The sequence below is a fragment of the Neobacillus kokaensis genome, assembly GCF_014656545.1.
In the GTDB taxonomy this organism is placed as follows: Bacteria; Bacillota; Bacilli; order Bacillales; family Cytobacillaceae; genus Neobacillus; species Neobacillus kokaensis.
Map to the genome: position 1 here is coordinate 427,291 of NZ_BNDS01000002.1, position 17,839 is coordinate 445,129.

Consider the following 17,839-nt stretch of genomic DNA (forward strand, 5'->3'; position numbering starts at 1 on the left):
CATCTGCATTTATTCCCTGTTGATTCCTTGACTTATTAAAGTCTCTTTTTCTCATGCTATTACTGTATTACCTACAATTAAAGGAGTGATACGAAATGGCAAAAGATGTGTTATGCGAGGTCAACAATTGTACGTACTGGGCAAAGGGGAACAAATGCAGCGCTGAAAGCATTTACGTTGTGAGTCATACAGGAACAACCGCAGATTCCACAAAAGAAACCGATTGTCATACATTTGAACCTACTGATTAATCTCAGGAGAAAAGAACCAGGCGCTTGTCTGGTTCTTTTTTAAAATAAAAATTCCTTTTTGAAAATGGTTGTTTCTTTTAGTCTTTTTTGATTGATTGAAAATCCAATGCCAGAACCATCTGGTACTCGGATCACTCCATTTTTTACTGTTACTTCTGGGGATATAATATCCTCCTCCCAAAAACGGCTGGAAGCAGAAATATCTCCTGGAATTGAAAAGCCTGGCAGAGATGCAAGAGCAATATTGTGGGCCCTTGAAATCCCAAATTCAATCATACCGCCACACCATACGGGAATATTGTGCTGCAGGCAATAATCATGAATACGCTTTGCTTCTGTAAGCCCGCCAACTCTCCCTGTCTTAATATTGATCACCTGACAGCTTCCCATTTGCACTGCATTTTTTGCGTCCTCAAATGTAACAATGCTTTCATCTAAACAAATCGGTGTTTGAATTTCCTTCTGAAGGGCAGCATGTTCGATAATATCATTAGGACTAAGAGGCTGCTCAATCATCATTAAGTTCAATTCATCCAGCGCTCTTAACCTGTCAAGATCCTTTAAGGTATAAGCCGAATTAGCGTCAGCCATAATGGGGAGAATCGGATAATACGTCCTAATTGCTGATAAAAACTCATAATCCTGCTGTGGGTTTATTTTCACTTTAATCCGTTGATAGCCTTCTTCTATATAGCCTTCTATTTCCTTGAGGGCGTTTTTAATTGAATTTGTTGCTACAACTACCCCCGAAGCAATCACTTCCCGGGTTCCTCCAATTATGCCAGCAAGCGATTGTTTTTGTCCTTTTGCATATAAATCCCAAAGGGCCGTTTCTATTGCTGCTTTTGCCATATGATTTCTACGGATCGATTGAAAAAGTGCTGCAGCCTCCTCAGGGTGTTTAATTGAATGTTTTTGCAGCAAAGGAATCAAGACATCTGTTAACATATGCATGCTTGTTTTCACAGTTTCTTCAGTGTACCATGGCGTTGAGAAGGCAACCCCTTCACCATAACCGCAAACCCCATCTTTGTCCCTTATTTTCACAATGATTCCCTCACGATTACGGACCGCACCTAGGTGGGTAATGAAAGGCGATTTTAAGGACATTTCAATGACATATAGTTCAATATTAGCAATATTCATGGTTTCAACCTGCCCTCTTCAAGCCATTCTCTTAAGGTTCTGCGCAGTAATTTCTTGGCTGCATTTCTTGGCAGTTGGTTAGTGAAATAAAATTCTGTCGGAACTTTATATTTGGCCAATTGTGTTAAGCAAAATTGCTGAAGCTTATCGACTGACAATTCACCGCCATTCCTTGTAACAATAAACGCTGCAGGCACCTGCCCCCATTTCGGATCACTAAGGCCAGTTACACCTGCCTCCTTTATCTCAGGATGGGATAATAATACTGATTCAATTTCAGCGGGATAGATGTTCTCTCCTCCTGAGATAATTAAATCGGAGCGCCGGTCAAGCACATATAAAAATCCTTCTTCATCTAAATAACCAATATCCCCGGTATACAGCCAGCCATTGCGGATTTTCTCCTCGGTAGCATCCGGCCGATATAAGTACCCATTTGTTACATTCGGACCTTTCACAATAATTTCCCCCGCTTCCATCGGCTGTGCAGAGTGCCTATCAGCTTGTTCGATTCGAATTTCTGAAGGGAATAAAGGCTTTCCAGCGGAACCGAGCTTGCTTAAGCTATATTCAGGTGAAAGAGTAACAATTTGCGAGGAAGTCTCCGTCATCCCATACGTCTGATAGACAGGAATTTGTTTTTTTACACATGCCTTAAGTAATGGCAGCGGTGCCGGCCCTCCACCAAGGAGCATACAACGAAACTCCTGTGGCAGCTGCCTGTCCTTAAGCGTCTCCACAATTCTTGTCAGCATCGTTCCAACAACGGACATAATCGTTACCTTTTTCTCTTCAATATCACGAATGGACTGTTCCTCATCAAATTTTTCATGAAGAACAATCGGCATCCCATAAATAATACTGCGCATCAAAATTGAGAATCCGCTGATATGGAATAAGGGTACTGTACATAACCAGCAGTCTTGGTCAGTCAAACCTAAATTTAACGCAGAACCTACAGCACTCCACCAATGGTTTCCATATGTTTGCATGACACCTTTTGGATTACCTGTCGTACCGGATGTATACATAATCGTACAAATTTCATTCAGGCTAACTTCTTCTTCAATCTCCGGCCTTATTGACTCCTGGGCAAACAATTTTGTTTTAGTCATTGTATTAAGAGCGGGAAGCTGCTGAGTCAGCATTTGTTCTAAATGTGAAAATGTATCCTCCAAAATAAATGCGGACACTTTCGAATCCTTGAGCTGCCAAGCTAATTCTGTCGGTGTTAAACGATTATTTAGGATGACTGTCTTAACTCCTATCAGCTGTAGTGCAAATAATATTGTAATGGTGTCTATATGGTTTGTCAGTAAGACTGCAATAAACTGATCCTTGTGTACTCCCTGTTTTTGCAGCTGTCCGGCAGTTTTCACAGAACGATTGTACAGGTCCTGAAAAGTAATCGCTTCATCGCGAAAATACACAGCAGTGCGCTCAGGGGTTAAAAATGCGCGTTTCTTTAAAAAATTGGTCATTGTGTTCTGCATGTATATCACCTTTTTCTATCGGCTGTGATAAACTTGGCTGTTGATTTACGCTACAATCAACAGAGTTAAAAAATCAACAATGACCTTTACCACAGCCTTTCTATTAAAAACAGCCTGATGGAAACCATCAAGCTGTTTAGAAAATCATCATCAAGGAAAACGCGGGAATTGGCCAAAATCTGGCTTCCGCTTTTCTTTAAAGGCATCGCGGCCTTCTTTTGCTTCATCGGTTGTATAGTAAAGCAATGTGGCATCACCAGCTAATTGTTGTAAACCAGCTAAGCCATCTGTATCCGCATTCATGGCTGCTTTTAAGAATCGAAGGGCAGTCGGGCTCTTTTCAAGCATTTCTTCGCACCATTTGATCGTTTCTTCTTCCACCTGCTCAAGCGGAACAACTGTATTAACTAAGCCCATATCAAGTGCTTCCTGGGCATTGTATTGACGGCAAAGGTACCAAATTTCACGGGCTTTTTTGTGACCGATAATTCTTGCAAGATAGCCTGAACCATAACCAGCATCAAAGCTTCCAACTTTAGGACCAGTTTGGCCAAAAACAGCATTATCAGCTGCAATCGTTAAATCGCAGACGACATGCAATACATGACCTCCGCCGATGGCATAACCCTTAACCATTGCTACAACCGGTTTTGGAATAATGCGGATTAAATGCTGCAGGTCAAGCACATTTAAACGCGGGATTCGATCCTCCCCAACATAGCCGCCATGACCGCGGACGCTTTGGTCACCGCCCGAACAGAATGCCTTATCTCCGGCTCCTGTTAAAATAATTACACCAACATTTGAATCGTCACGCGCAGTTGCAAAAGCATCTATTAATTCCGCAACGGTTCGCGGTGTAAATGCATTATGTACATGTGGTCGATTAATAGTAATTTTCGCCATCCCATTATACGTTTCGTAAATAATCTCTTCATATTTACGGCCTGGAATCCATTCTACTGCCATATTAAAACAACCTCCTTATTATTATTACTTAGACAAAAAGTCACTTACTATTGTACCAAATTTTTCTCTATCTTCCACGTGAATTGCATGGCCGGTATTTTCAATAGTAACCCAAGTGCCTCGTTTCAGGCTTTTTAGCATTTCTTCAGCAATCCGGCAGAACTTTTGATCCTCTCTACCAGTTAGCAATAACACATCGCATTCTAACTTTTCCAAATAGCTCCACCAGGAGGGCTGAGTGCCTGTTCCCATGCCAAGCAAACTGTTTGCAAGACCTAGAGGAGAATTCTCGAGACGCTGCTTTCTCACTTTTTCTCTAAGACTTAAAGGAAGGCGCTTCATCGTTGAAAATAAAGGAATCTCTTCCCAATAATCAACAAATGTTTCTATTCCTTTTTCTTTAATAAAATGAGCAAGTTCCGCATCTTTCATACAGCGCTGTTTTCTTTCCCCATCTGTTAACAAACCAGGTGAAGCACTTTCTAAAATTAATTTTCGTACCCGCTCAGGAAAAAGAATCGCAAAGGTAAGAGCAAGTCTTCCTCCCATTGAATAACCCAGTAAATCAAATTTTTTGATACCAAGTTGATCAAGAAAATGGTGAATATCTTTTGCAGCCGCTTCAATTTGATAGCGTTCGGGGGCACTTGGAGATTCTGTAGAACCATGTCCAATAATATCCGGCATAAGCATCTTAGAATGCCTGCCCCATTTTTCACAAAAAGAAGTCCAAGTCGATGAATCACCTGTAAATCCATGTAACAATACAAGTGGAAACCCGCTCCCACAAACCTCGATATGGAAGTGGACCCCATTAGAGGTGATATTCATTATAGCTCACCTTTGACAAATTCTGATATTTCCTGGGAAACTGACTGCCAAAATTGACGATGTTCATCGCGGTTTTTGTCTCTATTTGTTATAACTTCATATACCTGTAAACCTTTGGATTGAAGCGATTTTTCTAATTCTAATTGCAGGTGATCCCAATCAGTAATTTTTGTGAATTCGCCATTAAACATACGTACCGCCAGCTCAAAATCTATATCTAACGGTGTGCCAAAAAGAAGTTCAAAATGCTTCGGATGCTGCGCCTGCGGCAAGAAGGAAAATATTCCACCGCCATTATTGTTTATAAGAATAATATGAATATCAATATTATATTTTTTTGCTGCTATTAAACCGTTTAAATCATGGAAAAAGGTTAAATCCCCAAGCACTAAATACAACGACTTCGAGTAAAGTGCAGCACCTAAAGCAGTTGAAACTGTTCCATCAATTCCATTTGCTCCACGGTTTGCCATTACTTTTATATTTTTTTGATTATTAAGGAAAAAGCTGTCTAAATCACGAATCGGCATACTATTTCCAACAAAAAGTGTAGCGCCCTCTGGCAATAGTTCCGCCAATTGATAGAATAATTTACCTTCACTTAGTTCCTTCAATTTCTCTACTTTCGTCATATTTTGCTTAGTTATCGCATTTACCCGCTGCCACTCATGCAAATATTCCAAAGAAGAATTGTCGTTTAAATACGATACCAGTTTGTTACAGAAAACTGTTTCCTGACAAAAAATCATATCAGTGGATAAATTAGCTGGATCCCGCCATCTGCCGCCCCCATCAATGACAAACTGGTCCGCATTTGGATTTTCCTTAATGAAAATGGTTAATGCTTTTGAAACAGGCATGGCTCCAAAACGTATAATCAAATCTGGCTTTAGATGGGACTTAGCATCTTCGTTCCGTAAAAAGGTATCATAAGTATCAATGATATTGTCAAATCCATGTTTACCGCTCCGAAGCTGTGATAACGGGTCTGCTAAAATCGGAAATTTTAATATTGCACTCAAACGGTTAACTGCTGCGGCAAATTGATGATCAGCAAGGTTCCCGCAAACAATTACCCCCCGCTCTTTGCCTTTCAACCTTTGTGCAATCTGCTCTATGTCTTCATTTGAAATAGTTAAATCTCCGGTATGAACCTTTACATACCCTTTAGGACGTTCAATAATGTTAAACAGGTTTTCATCAAGCTGTGGAATTAACGGCTCTCTGAACGGGAAATTCAAATGTACCGGACCAGCAGGTGCCTTCGAAGCAATTGCTGCAGCGCGTGAGCAAAGCGTTCTTGCATAACGAATCATTTCATCAGATTTCTCAGGCGGCGCCATTTCAGCAAACCATTTAACATGATGCCCGTAAAGATGAATTTGATCAATTGCCTGCGGTGCTCCAATTTCACGCAGCTCATGCGGTCTGTCAGCCGTTAGCACAAGTAATGGCACCCTGGCATAATGGGCCTCTACAATCGCTGGGAAGTAATTGGCTGCTGCTGTTCCTGAGGTACAAAGAATAGCAACAGGCCGGTTGGTCACTTTTGCAATTCCCAAGGCAAAAAAGGCTGCGGAACGTTCATCGACATGAATATGGACCTTTAAATCAGGATGCTCCGCCATTACCAGGGCCATCGGTGTCGACCTAGACCCTGGGCTCACAACAACATCAGTAATGCCTGAATGAACTAACTCTGCTACAAAAGCAGCAAGATATACGGTTAAAGATTCTTGATGACTCATATTATTCTCCCCTAAGAGCTCTAAGCATTGGTCTAAATTTTAAGCCCGTCTCTAAATATTCACTTTCAGAATCGGAATCAGCAACCACACCGCAGCCGGCAAACAGTGACACCTCATTCCCCTGAATCAGACCGGAACGGATGGAAACGGCAAATTCTCCGTTACCTCGATAATCAATCCATCCTAACGGTGCTGCATAAAAGCCGCGGTCAAGCACCTCGACCTGTCTGATTTTCTCAACCGCTTCCCTTTTTGGAAGACCTCCAAGAGCGGGTGTGGGATGAAGCTTCTCGACCAACAGAAGCAAGGATGTTTCCCTGCGAACTTTCCCTATTACGGGTGTATAAAGATGCTGAATATCTCTATTTTTCATCAACTGCGGCTGATCAGGAAGAATGATTTCTTCGCATGATCCTTCTAATGCATCCTTTATCATTTCTACTACATATCGATGCTCAATAAGATTCTTTTGGTCATGTAATAATGTTTCGCCTAGAAGCCTGTCCTCTTCCGCTGTTTTACCACGCGAGATAGATCCTGCAAGACATGTAGAGAATATTTCATCTTCCTGTTTTTTTACAAGCCTTTCAGGCGTTGCACCAAGAAAACAATCCCCATTTGATTCAAAAGCAAAAATAAAGCTTTCATGCTGCTGCTTATTTAAATTCTCCAATACATGCTCTGCTTCTAATTGCTGATTAAAAGTAAGCCTTAACTCTCGGGCCAAAACAACTTTTTTTAATTGGCCATTCATTAATTCCTTTACAACCTCATCAACTGAGCGTTTCCATTGTTCAGGTAAAATTTCCTCCGTCTTTGTTAGAGCTGCCTGTTTAGTCTGTGGACTTTTATACAGTGACTGCAGCAGTTCATTCCGTTCATCATTAACCTTTTCAAATAAAGATTCGTCATCCTGTGGCATGCAAACAATATTCGTTGTTAAATAAGCCTCTTCATTGATGATGCTCAACAAATATTTAGGTAAATAGAATAAGGAATCTGGGTATTTTGACCATAATTCCGTTTTTTCTTTATAAGGATCAAATGAAAAACCCCCAAAAATAACTGGGCCTGTGCCTATTTCTAAATAAGAATTAAAAATGAGACTATCCTTTAAAAAGATTTCCCACTCTTTTTCAACACGAAAAAAGCGGTCAGTAGCCTGATCCGACTGAATTTGTTGTGAAATTCCAAGCCCAACAAGGACCGTTTCATCCTTTGGATCCTTCCAAAAAAACCTTTCCCCTAAAAATCTTTCTGTTCCTAAATTGAAAAATGATAAAGGATCAATCAAATCCAATTTATATACTTCACTAAGCAGAATGGGGCGGCCTAGCCTCTCAGCTTTCTTAACAGCCGTGATACCCCTTTCCTTTATTTCCGTCTCCTGAATGGTAAACAAACAAATCCCTCCAAAACAGCCGAGCGTTGTCCAGCATCTGCGCCTAGGCGCTTTTAGCTTTTATATGACTGTTGTCCATCCATTTTATAAGCCTTTAATAAGATACAACTTCAATTGTAAAGAAGTCAACAACACTTGTCACTACTTATCCTTTTTCATTCCTTATTATATGTCAAATTTCGAGTAAAAGGGTAAAATCGGCTCTTTTCTATATATTCATTTTCTCACCAAATTTCTAAATATAAACAGAATTTATAATACGACTTTGAGAATTGTCCAACCAGCGCCTAACCCCTCGAGGTCACAAGCCAATCCGTCAAGAAGGTTAATGAGCAACCTTCTCGCCGGCTCGACTTGTGCTATGACTGAGGCTGATCAAGGCGCTTCCGCTTTTCTTATAGGCATTATCTTCTAGTTTTGATAGTAAAATTTCATTGACACTAAAGACTTAATTCCATACACTAATGTGTGGACAACGATATAATTGATATTGAGAATCTTCTATATAAAGGGAGGAGAACAGATTTATGCAGCCAAATATACAGCAAGGTTCTAAGCCAGTTGTTGAAGCTAATAAGGGCTTTCAAGTTTGGTGGCAATTGACCCGTCCCCATACGCTGACAGCAGCCTTTGTACCCGTTGTACTAGGTACCGCACTGGCACTAAAAGAGGGAGACATTCATTTCGGCCTCTTCATTGCCATGTTAATAGCAAGCCTCTTAATCCAAGCTGCTACCAATATGTTTAATGAATACTATGACTTTAAACGCGGGCTTGATAATGAGAATTCAGTAGGCATCGGCGGGACAATCGTCCGCGACGGCATTAAACCAAAGAGAGTCATGCAGATTGCCTTGGGCTGTTACGGAATTGCCCTTTTATTGGGTGTATACATCTGTATGAATAGCAGTTGGTATTTAGCATTAGTCGGTCTTATTTGTATGGCTGTCGGCTATTTATATACAGGAGGTCCGCTGCCAATTTCTTATACACCATTTGGTGAATTGTTTTCGGGGCTGTTTATGGGTATGTTCATTATATTAATTGCCTTCTTTATCCAAACAGGAATGGTTACAACGGGAAGCATAATGTTTTCCATTCCTATTTTTATTTTAGTCAGTGCGATTAATTTATCGAATAATATTCGTGATCTTGACGGCGATAAAGACAATGGCCGTAAAACCGTTGCCGTTCTGTTAGGCAAGCAGAAGGCTGTTACATTACTTGCTGTTATGTTTATCTTTTCTTATTTATGGGTGCTGGGTCTAATCATCAGCGGTACTGCACCAATTTGGACAGCACTAGTCATCTTAAGTACTGTAAAGCCGATTAAAGCAATCCAAGTCTTTAAAAAAGGCAGCGTACCAATTCAAATGGCACCGGCAATGAAGGCAACTGCGCAAACAAATACAATTTTTGGACTTCTATTCGCAGTTGGAATATTTGTAGGGCATTACTTCTCATAAAGAAAAAGCTTCTGCCAAGCGGCAGAAGCTTTTTCTTTTTATCGAAGCGGGTGAATTCCCCATATATCGTTGGCATATTCTCTAATCGTTCGATCGCTTGAAAAATAACCTGCATGAGCGATATTCACAAGGCTTTTTTGCTGCCATTTGACGGAATCCTGATAAATCTCCCCTATTTTTTCCTGTGTATTTGTATAAGAGGCAAAATCCTTTAGAACGAAATATTGATCATTTTCACCAAGTAAAGAATCAAAAATTGGTTCAAATTCATTATACGTGTCTGGAAAGAACCCGTTCACGAGCTGATCCACCACTTCGCGGATCCGCTGATCCAGGTGATAATATTCAACAGATTCATAACCGCCATGGCGATAATAGTGAAGAACTTCTTCAGCTGTCAAACCAAATAGAAACATATTATCATCGCCTACAAGCTCATGAATCTCTACATTCGCTCCATCAAGCGTCCCTATGGTTAATGCCCCATTAATCATAAATTTCATATTCCCGGTCCCTGAAGCCTCTTTACTTGCGGTCGATATTTGTTCACTGACATCCGCCGCAGGAAAAATCTTTTCCGCTAATGAGACACGATAATTTTCTAGGAAAATGACTTTCAACTTATCGCCCACTTGAAGGTCATTATTTACTTTTTCAGCAACAGTATTGATCAGTTTAATTATCTTTTTTGCATAATAGTATCCCGGCGATGCTTTTGCCCCAAAAATAAACACCCTTGGGGTCAATTCATAACTCGAATCTTCTTTAATTCGATTATATAGATACATTATGTGCAGAACGTTAAGAAGCTGTCGTTTATAGGCATGAAGCCGTTTGATTTGTACATCAAATATCGCATTTGCATCAACCGCTACCCCGTTTTGCTTAAAAATAAGATCAGCGAGCTTCTGCTTGTTATCAGTCTTAATTTTTTTCAATTGCCTTAAAAAAGGCTGGTCATGCTGGTATTTAAGCAATTGTTTCAATTCATGTGCTGATTGGGTCCAAGAAGGGCCAATCGCATCAGTAATAAGGTTTGAAAGTGCCGGATTTGCTTTTAACAGCCAGCGGCGGTAGGCAATTCCATTTGTTTTATTGTTAAATTTATCAGGAAACAGCTGGAAAAATGGTCTCATTTCCCGTTCTTTTAAAATTTCAGTATGAAGTCTTGCCACACCATTAATACTGAAGCTTCCTACAAGCGCTAAATGGGCCATTTTAACATAATGGTCAGCAATAATCGCGAGTTTCCCAATCCGCTCCCAGTCACCAGGTGTCTCGTCCCAAAGCCGCCTGCAAAAGCGCTCGTTAATTTCTTCGATAATCATATAGATTCTTGGCAATAGCGGCTGAAAAATATGAACAGGCCATTTTTCCAGCGCTTCTGACAGTGTAGTATGATTAGTATACGAAATCGTGTTTGTTGTTATATGCCATGCTTGGTCCCACTCAAGCTTCTCTTCATCTATTAAGATTCTCATTAATTCTGGAATAGCGAGCACCGGGTGGGTATCATTAATATGGATACAAATATATTCATGCAGCTGCTCCAAACTCGTATGCTGTTTTCGATACGCCCTTAAAATAGATTGAATGCAGGCTGACACTAGAAAGTATTGCTGCTTCAGTCGTAAGATTTTTCCTTCATCATGTGTATCATCCGGGTAAAGGAACTCAGAGATAGCTTCTGTTTCCCGCTTATATTTTAATACGTCCTTATTAAACGGAAATTGGGCAGGTTCTGCATTCCATAACCTTAATGTATTGACTGTTTTTGTGTTATAGCCCACTACCGGTACATCATATGGTACTGCGGTAACTGTTTCCGCATTCAAATGATGAAACACGAGCCGGCCATTTTCATTTCTGCTCTCAACTTTCCCCCAAAACGGGATGCTGACCGCCAAGTCAGTCTTGCGAACCTCCCAAACATTACCGCTCCGCAGCCATTGCTCCGGCAGTTCGACCTGGTAACCATCGACAATTTTCTGTTCAAACAAACCATGCTTATACCGGATGCCGTGCCCATGCCCAGGAAGATTCAGTGAAGCTAGAGAGTCTAAAAAACAGGCGGCAAGTCTTCCTAAGCCGCCATTTCCTAAGCCTGCATCAGGCTCAATTTCTTCAAGTTCCACTAAATCAATTCCTAATTCTTGAAGGCCTTCTTCAACAATCTCTTCAACACCAAGATTCATTAAATTTTGCCTTAAAAGCTTACCTAACAGATATTCGATGGATAGGTAATAAACCTGTTTTCCTTTTGTTGCTAAATAATGTTCATTTGTTGTAATCCAGTCGTTGCTGACATATTCACGAATCATATGACCAATTGTTTGATAATGGTCCCTTGGTGTACTTTCCGAAAAGCTCTTCCCGCACAGCATCTCAAGCCTTTTTAAAAAGGTGTGCTTAAATTTTTCTTTCGTAGAAAACATGTGATTCACTCCTTGAGACAAGTTCGGCATAGAGCTTATTATAGCTGAATGCTGACTGAGCCCAGCTATAATCCTTTTCCATTGCCTGTTTGACAATCTTTTCCCATACCATTTTATCATTATAAAAATCTAACGCTCTTTTGAGTGTATAAAGCATATCGTGAGCATTGAAATTCCTAAATGAAAATCCATTTCCTTGTTCGGTAAATTCATTCCATGCCTTAACGGTATCATTTAAGCCGCCTGTTTCGCGAACAATCGGAATTGCTCCGTATTTCATTGCAATTAACTGCCCAAGACCGCACGGCTCAAATAAGGATGGCATTAAGAATAAATCTGCAGATGCATATAGCTTATGTGCCAATTCTTCGTTAAAGCCCGTATGAACCTTTAGCTTTTCAGGATATACCCTTGCTGCCTGACGGAAATAGTCCTCATATTCATAATCACCAGTTCCTAAAAGAATCACCTGTATATCTTCTTGAAGTATTTCTCTAAGTACACATTTTACAAGGTCAAATCCCTTTTGTTTGGTTAGCCGTGAAATCATGACCAATAACGGTGTTCCTTGGCTTTGCTTTAATCCGAATTGTTTTTGTATTTCACGTTTGTTTACCATTTTCTTAGATAAATCATTTACACTGTACGTTTGAAAAATAAGCGAGTCATGACTTGGATTATAGAAATCTTCGTCAATCCCATTTAAGATTCCAACTAGGTCTTCATTTCTTCCTATTAACAATCCATCAAGCTTTTCTCCATACACTTCCGTCTTAATTTCTTCTTTATACGTTGGACTGACTGTTGTTATTTTATCCGCGGAAATAAGGGCTCCTTTAAGAAAATTTATGTTTCCATAAAACTCTAAATTCTGGTAGTGCATGATTTGATCTTCTAGACCTAATAAATCTCCAAGCACCTCTTTAGGGAAAATTCCTTGGAACTGTAAATTATGGATCGTAAAAACAGTGCGAATTAATCCGTATCCTTTTTGCTTATAATACACCGTTTTTAATAGATAAGGAATCATTGCTGTATGCCAATCATGACAATGCAGTACATCAGGGAAGAAATTTAGCTCGGTGATTGCTTCAAGGACTGCCCTGTTAAAGAAGGAAAACCTCTCACCGTCATCAAAATATCCATATAGTCCTTCCCGATTAAAATAGTACTCATTATCTACAAAATAAAAGGTAACACCTTGGTAGTTTAGCTCCTCTATCCCGCAATATTGATTCCTCCAGCCGACCGATACAGTAAATTCCTTTACCTTTTTCATATCCCTTTTATATTCTTCTGCAATTGTTCCATATTTGGGAAGAATAACTCTTACATCTGTCCCTTGATTCTTTAATTCTTTTGGAAGGGACCCGGCAACATCCGCAAGTCCACCAGATTTTGCAAACGGTCCACATTCTGATACAGCAAATAATACTTTCACGAATTCATCAGCGCTCCTTGTTTCGTCCCTTTTCGAACTACATATGGTGACTTTTCTGTCCCTATTAATTTTGTTCCTGCTTCAATTTTCACATCCTTATCTAAAATGACCGAATCTAAATAGCAATTATCTTCAATTTGGCATTTCTGCATAATGATACAATTCTTAATTACTGTGCCTTTTCCAATTTTTACTCCTCGTGAAACAATACTATTTTCCACTGTTCCACTAATTAATCCGCCATTAGCTATCATCGCATTTTTTACCATGGAGCCCTTCACATATTTTGTTGGCGGCTCATCCTTCACCTTTGTTAAAATTGGTTGTTCTGCTAAAAACAGATTTTTCCACACGTTCTTTTGAAGCAAATTCATACTGGTAGAAAAATAAGTTTCAATAGAATCTATCATGACGGCATACCCGTTATAGTCATAGTGACAGATAGTATATCCATGGTGCATATCATGAACAACATCCTTCATACATGAATAACCTGTTTGATGTCTTGTTTCAATCAGCTTTATTAGGAGTGAAGTTTTAATCAAATATAATTCTAGAGAACTACCATCCTGATGATGGATTTCAGTGATATCACATCCGGAATGGGTATGCCAATCTAATAATGGCCTGAAATCCATATTAAAGACAGTAAAACAATTGCTTATAAGTGCGTATTCCTGTGTGCTGCGATAAAAATAATCCATATTTGCTGCAAAAAGGTCAAATGAGCCAACCATATTAAAATCACTATCAATAATTGCCGATGGGAAAAAGAAAAGACCGTCGCGTTTACGATTTAAATCCCAGTTCTTTCCCGAACCTAAATGGTCCATTAAAGATCGGTACTGCATTTTCGGGAAAATAGCCACGCTTCTAATTCCTGAATTCACCATATTAGAGAGCACAAAGTCGATAATTCGATATCGGCCACCAAATGGCAGTGCTGCTAATGAACGATGGGTTAATAAATCTTCTAAATCCTCATGGTAGGTTGTAGCATCAATAATACCTAATAGCTTTCTCTTCACTCCAAAGTCCCTCCAGTATCTCTATTCAATATCCCAGCTGATGAATGACGGCTTACCACCCCAGGCGGAAAGGTCAAACACATAGGCTAGTATGCCGTATATAATTCGTGAATCATTTCCTTCGTTACAAGAATAACTTCACCATCAAACGAACGGATAACCGTCCCATCCGGTATCGGTACATCACTTGGTACAATCGCCTTTTCAATGAAACAGTCCTTCCCTATAATGGCATCCGGCATAATCACCGAATCTTTCACAATAGCCCCTGCTCCAATGGAAACACCTTGAAAGAGAACTGAATGATCAATTTCCCCTTCAATCGTACATCCTTCATTAATGAGAGACTCTTTCACAACTGCATCTGGGGAAATAAACTGCGGCGGCTGATTAGGATTTACAGAATAGATTCTCCAATTGTTATCAAACAGGTTTAACTCACAGTCTTCCTTTAATAAATCCATATTCGCTTCCCAAAGACTTTGAACAGTACCAACATCCTTCCAGTAACCTTTAAACGGATAGGCAAATAGTTTTTTTCCATCTTCTAATAATGAAGGAATAATATCTTTACCAAAATCGTGGTTAGAATCAGTTTTTTGTGCATCAACTTCTAAATACTCCTTAAGAATATTCCAGCTGAATATATAAATGCCCATTGAAGCAAGATTATTTTTAGGAATGCTTGGCTTTTCTTCAAACTCAACGATTCGCATCTCTCTGTCTGTATTCATAATTCCAAACCTGCTAGCTTCATCCCAAGGGACTTCAATCAGGGAAATGGTCACATCCGCCTTCTTTTCAATATGAAATTCAAGCATTCTCTCATAATTCATTTTATATATATGATCGCCTGATAGGATTAAAACGTAATCAGGCTGGTATTGCTTTAAATAATTCAAATTTTGATAGATTGCACTGGCAGTGCCGGTATACCACTTTACCTCTGAATCCTCACTATATGGCGGTAAAACCGTTACCCCGCCATCCTTACTATCAAGATCCCAAGCACTGCCAATCCCTATATAGGAGTTTAATAGCAATGGCTGGTATTGTGTTAACACCCCAACTGTATCGATTCCAGAATTGGTACAGTTGCTTAAGGTGAAATCAATAATGCGATATTTCCCCCCAAACGGTACCGCAGGTTTCGCCAGGTCCTTTGTTAAGTCATTCAGCCTGCTCCCTTTCCCTCCTGCTAAAAGCATGGCTACGCACTTTTTCTTTACCATTCCCTTTTCGCTCCTTTCGTTTTTTTATTGGTCTTAATATTTGAAACCCAAATGGGGCTATTGTTACATTTAATGAATATGGCATCCCATGAAATGGCTCTGCAGCTGCCGTTAGTGTTTTTTTGTTGATTCTTCCTCCCCCGCCGTATTCCTCGTGGTCGCTATTAAAAACCTCGCGATACACTCCCGGATTTGGCACTCCAACCTTATATTCCTTATAGCCTACACCTGTGAAATTGCAAACAATAATAAGCAAATCCTCTTCTTTTTTGCCTCTCCGAATAAAGGAGAAAATTGATTGCTCATTATTATCTGCATCAATCCACTCAAAGCCGTCCTGCAAATGGTCTAGTTCATAGAGTGCTTTAGACCTTTTATAGAGCTTTGTTAACATTTTTACATATAAATTTACCTTTTGATGCATTTCATATTCCATCAAATTCCAATCCAGCTGTTCTTTATCCTTCCATTCAGCAAACTGACCAAATTCAAAGCCCATAAACAGTAACTTCTTCCCAGGATGTGCAAACATGTATCCCAGCATTAGTCTTAACTGGGCAAACTTTTCCCAATACTCCCCCGGCATCTTATCAAGTAAGGATTTCTTCCCATGAACTACTTCATCATGTGAAAATGGGAGCATAAAGTTTTCTGAAAATGCATATAAAAGTGAAAATGTCATTTTCGTGTGGACATGTGACCTAGCGTATGGAGGTGTTTCCATATATTCTAAAATGTCATTCATCCAACCCATATTCCATTTATAATCAAATCCTAGGCCCCCATAGCGGACTGGTGTAGTTACATTGGGGAATTCTGTAGAATCCTCGCCTATCATTAAAAAGTTAGGATTATGGCTTTCAATTACTTGATTTAGCTTTTTCAAAAATTCGATACCAAAGGGATTTTCACGTTTCTCATCATTGGTATTTGGCCAATAAATAATGTTTGCGACTGCATCCATTCGGAAACCGTCAATATGAAAATAGTCCATCCAAAATAAAGCATTAGAGATGAGAAAGCTTTGGACTTCCCCTTTACCAAGGTCAAAATTAGCTGTTCCCCAAACAAAATTTTCTCTATCTCCCGTGTGCTGATAGGAATATAGATGTGTTCCATCAAAGCGGTATAAACCGTGAGCATCCTTACAAAAATGTCCCGGTACCCAATCAAGGATCACCCCGATACCATGTTGATGACACTGGTCAACAAAATATCTAAACTCATTTGGTGTTCCATATCTTGAGGTAACCGAATAATACCCTGTACCTTGGTAGCCCCATGAGGCATCAAGTGGATGTTCAACAAGCGGCAAGATTTCAATATGTGTAAAACCATGCGCAATTACATATGGAATGAGTTCTTGAGCTAGCTCTTTATATGTAAGACTGCTGCCATCTTCTTTTTTTCTCCAAGACCCTAAGTGGATTTCATAAATGATTCCTGGTTCTGATAAAAAGTTATAATTTGCCTTTCTGTCCATCCATTGATGGTCTTTCCATTCATAATGATTAAGTGAATAAACGACGGAGGCTGTATGTGGTCTTACTTCAGAATAAAAGGCATAAGGATCTGACTTAAGCAGCCTTTCTCCTGAGTTGGTGATAATTTCATACTTATAAATCTTTTCTTCGAGGTCCTGATCGACGATGATGATCCATACCCCTTCTTCACTCATCTTTTGCAATTCATATCCATGACCATTCCAGTTATTAAAATCTCCCACAAGCCTTACCTGCAGGGCATTAGGGGCCCAAACACAGAATCGAGTAAAACATCGATTGGAATACCTAAAAATATGGGCACCAAACAGCTGATAACTTTGAAAAAGGTTTCCTTCATGAAATAGATGCAGCTGATAGTCAGTTGGTAAAAGTGTATTGACTGTCATGATTCTCCTCTTCCCATTGAGAATATGTATTTCAAAATACAATTATATATGCTATTTGGCCATATTCCCCGAAATACTTTTTTATCTTTTCAGACAATTTTGACCCCAATCTACGATGAAACCTGATTTTTCATCAGGTTTCTTCCTCTTTCGACAAAAATTCCTCTAGTATTTCGACGAAAATCTAGTGTATTTGTTAAAAAATATTATTAGCGCAATAATAATTTAAACGCTTTCATTTTTGTATTAGACTGTTGTTGAAAATAGTTAGATTAATAATTGGGGACTTATAAGATTTGGTGGGGGAGTTAACAAGGAACTTTTTTTTGAAAAATAAAATAATATTTAGACCACATAAGGTATTACTTGGTAATGAGTTTTCTATCAAAAGCACAAAAAAACCTGATAACATATTGTTATCAGGTTTATAATATGACCCCTACGGGATTCGAACCCGTGTTACCGCCGTGAAAGGGCGGTGTCTTAACCGCTTGACCAAGGGGCCA

Annotated in this window: 13 protein-coding genes and 1 tRNA gene; 2 read left to right on the plus strand and 12 right to left on the minus strand. The window is 39.5% G+C overall.

Annotated features, from left to right (window positions below; all coding sequences use genetic code 11):
- Positions 1-95: 95 nt before the first annotated feature.
- The gene (locus tag IE222_RS04595) at positions 96-251 is read left to right on the plus strand and encodes a DUF1540 domain-containing protein (RefSeq protein ID WP_191270133.1); all 156 of its coding nucleotides are present in this window, start codon (positions 96-98) and stop codon (positions 249-251) included.
- A gap of 39 nt (positions 252-290) precedes the next feature.
- Here the strand turns inward: IE222_RS04595 and menC are convergent, their stop codons facing one another.
- The 6 genes from menC to IE222_RS04625 form a co-directional block, all read right to left on the minus strand.
- Positions 291-1,397 (minus strand): o-succinylbenzoate synthase, encoded by a 1,107-nt coding sequence (gene menC / locus IE222_RS04600; RefSeq protein WP_191270135.1) that lies wholly within the window; start codon positions 1,395-1,397, stop codon positions 291-293.
- A complete protein-coding gene (locus IE222_RS04605) occupies positions 1,394-2,890 on the minus strand; it encodes an o-succinylbenzoate--CoA ligase (RefSeq protein ID WP_191270137.1) in 1,497 nt (498 codons plus the stop codon). Before IE222_RS04605 ends, menC begins: the two co-directional genes overlap by 4 nt.
- Before the next feature lie 150 nt (positions 2,891-3,040).
- The gene (menB, locus tag IE222_RS04610) at positions 3,041-3,859 is read right to left on the minus strand and encodes a 1,4-dihydroxy-2-naphthoyl-CoA synthase (RefSeq protein ID WP_191270139.1); all 819 of its coding nucleotides are present in this window, start codon (positions 3,857-3,859) and stop codon (positions 3,041-3,043) included.
- A gap of 24 nt (positions 3,860-3,883) precedes the next feature.
- Positions 3,884-4,690: a 2-succinyl-6-hydroxy-2,4-cyclohexadiene-1-carboxylate synthase gene (menH, locus tag IE222_RS04615; RefSeq protein ID WP_191270141.1), complete on the minus strand. Its 807-nt coding sequence runs from the start codon at positions 4,688-4,690 to the stop codon at positions 3,884-3,886.
- Positions 4,690-6,438 (minus strand): 2-succinyl-5-enolpyruvyl-6-hydroxy-3-cyclohexene-1-carboxylic-acid synthase, encoded by a 1,749-nt coding sequence (gene menD, locus IE222_RS04620; protein ID WP_191270143.1) that lies wholly within the window; start codon positions 6,436-6,438, stop codon positions 4,690-4,692. Before menD ends, menH begins: the two co-directional genes overlap by 1 nt.
- A 1-nt stretch (position 6,439) precedes the next feature.
- Positions 6,440-7,840, minus strand: coding sequence for an isochorismate synthase (locus IE222_RS04625; RefSeq protein WP_191270145.1), 1,401 nt, complete (start codon positions 7,838-7,840; stop codon positions 6,440-6,442).
- Between the two features lie 527 nt (positions 7,841-8,367).
- Between IE222_RS04625 and IE222_RS04630 the strand changes: the two genes are divergently transcribed.
- A complete protein-coding gene (locus IE222_RS04630) occupies positions 8,368-9,306 on the plus strand; it encodes a 1,4-dihydroxy-2-naphthoate polyprenyltransferase (protein WP_191270147.1) in 939 nt (312 codons plus the stop codon).
- 38 nt (positions 9,307-9,344) lie between these two features.
- On the opposite strand, the gene IE222_RS04635 is transcribed toward IE222_RS04630, so the two are convergent.
- The 6 genes from IE222_RS04635 to IE222_RS04660 form a co-directional block, all read right to left on the minus strand.
- Positions 9,345-11,741, minus strand: coding sequence for a glycogen/starch/alpha-glucan phosphorylase (locus tag IE222_RS04635; protein ID WP_191270150.1), 2,397 nt, complete (start codon positions 11,739-11,741; stop codon positions 9,345-9,347).
- Positions 11,716-13,182: a glycogen synthase GlgA gene (gene glgA / locus IE222_RS04640; protein ID WP_191270152.1), complete on the minus strand. Its 1,467-nt coding sequence runs from the start codon at positions 13,180-13,182 to the stop codon at positions 11,716-11,718. Before glgA ends, IE222_RS04635 begins: the two co-directional genes overlap by 26 nt.
- Positions 13,179-14,210: a GlgC family sugar phosphate nucleotidyltransferase gene (locus IE222_RS04645; protein ID WP_191270153.1), complete on the minus strand. Its 1,032-nt coding sequence runs from the start codon at positions 14,208-14,210 to the stop codon at positions 13,179-13,181. Before IE222_RS04645 ends, glgA begins: the two co-directional genes overlap by 4 nt.
- A gap of 86 nt (positions 14,211-14,296) precedes the next feature.
- The gene (locus IE222_RS04650; RefSeq protein WP_191270156.1) at positions 14,297-15,442 is read right to left on the minus strand and encodes a glucose-1-phosphate adenylyltransferase; all 1,146 of its coding nucleotides are present in this window, start codon (positions 15,440-15,442) and stop codon (positions 14,297-14,299) included.
- Positions 15,381-17,333, minus strand: a complete 1,953-nt coding sequence (gene glgB, locus IE222_RS04655) for a 1,4-alpha-glucan branching protein GlgB (RefSeq protein ID WP_191270158.1) — start codon at positions 17,331-17,333, stop codon at positions 15,381-15,383. The genes IE222_RS04650 and glgB overlap by 62 nt, the downstream gene beginning before the upstream one ends.
- Before the next feature lie 433 nt (positions 17,334-17,766).
- Positions 17,767-17,838: transfer RNA gene (locus tag IE222_RS04660), tRNA-Glu, on the minus strand.
- Between the last annotated feature and the right edge of the window lies 1 nt (position 17,839).

What these genes read in the sequence shown, in the direction of transcription:
- IE222_RS04595 (WP_191270133.1), top strand. Translation starts at nt 96, where the DNA reads ATGGCAAAAGATGTGTTATGCGAGGTCAACAATTGTACGTACTGGGCA.
- menC (WP_191270135.1), bottom strand. Translation starts at nt 1,397, where the DNA reads ATGAATATTGCTAATATTGAACTATATGTCATTGAAATGTCCTTAAAA.
- IE222_RS04605 (WP_191270137.1), bottom strand. Translation starts at nt 2,890, where the DNA reads ATGCAGAACACAATGACCAATTTTTTAAAGAAACGCGCATTTTTAACC.
- menB (WP_191270139.1), bottom strand. Translation starts at nt 3,859, where the DNA reads ATGGCAGTAGAATGGATTCCAGGCCGTAAATATGAAGAGATTATTTAC.
- menH (WP_191270141.1), bottom strand. Translation starts at nt 4,690, where the DNA reads ATGAATATCACCTCTAATGGGGTCCACTTCCATATCGAGGTTTGTGGG.
- menD (WP_191270143.1), bottom strand. Translation starts at nt 6,438, where the DNA reads ATGAGTCATCAAGAATCTTTAACCGTATATCTTGCTGCTTTTGTAGCA.
- IE222_RS04630 (WP_191270147.1), top strand. Translation starts at nt 8,368, where the DNA reads ATGCAGCCAAATATACAGCAAGGTTCTAAGCCAGTTGTTGAAGCTAAT.
- IE222_RS04635 (WP_191270150.1), bottom strand. Translation starts at nt 11,741, where the DNA reads ATGTTTTCTACGAAAGAAAAATTTAAGCACACCTTTTTAAAAAGGCTT.
- IE222_RS04650 (WP_191270156.1), bottom strand. Translation starts at nt 15,442, where the DNA reads ATGGTAAAGAAAAAGTGCGTAGCCATGCTTTTAGCAGGAGGGAAAGGG.
- glgB (WP_191270158.1), bottom strand. Translation starts at nt 17,333, where the DNA reads ATGACAGTCAATACACTTTTACCAACTGACTATCAGCTGCATCTATTT.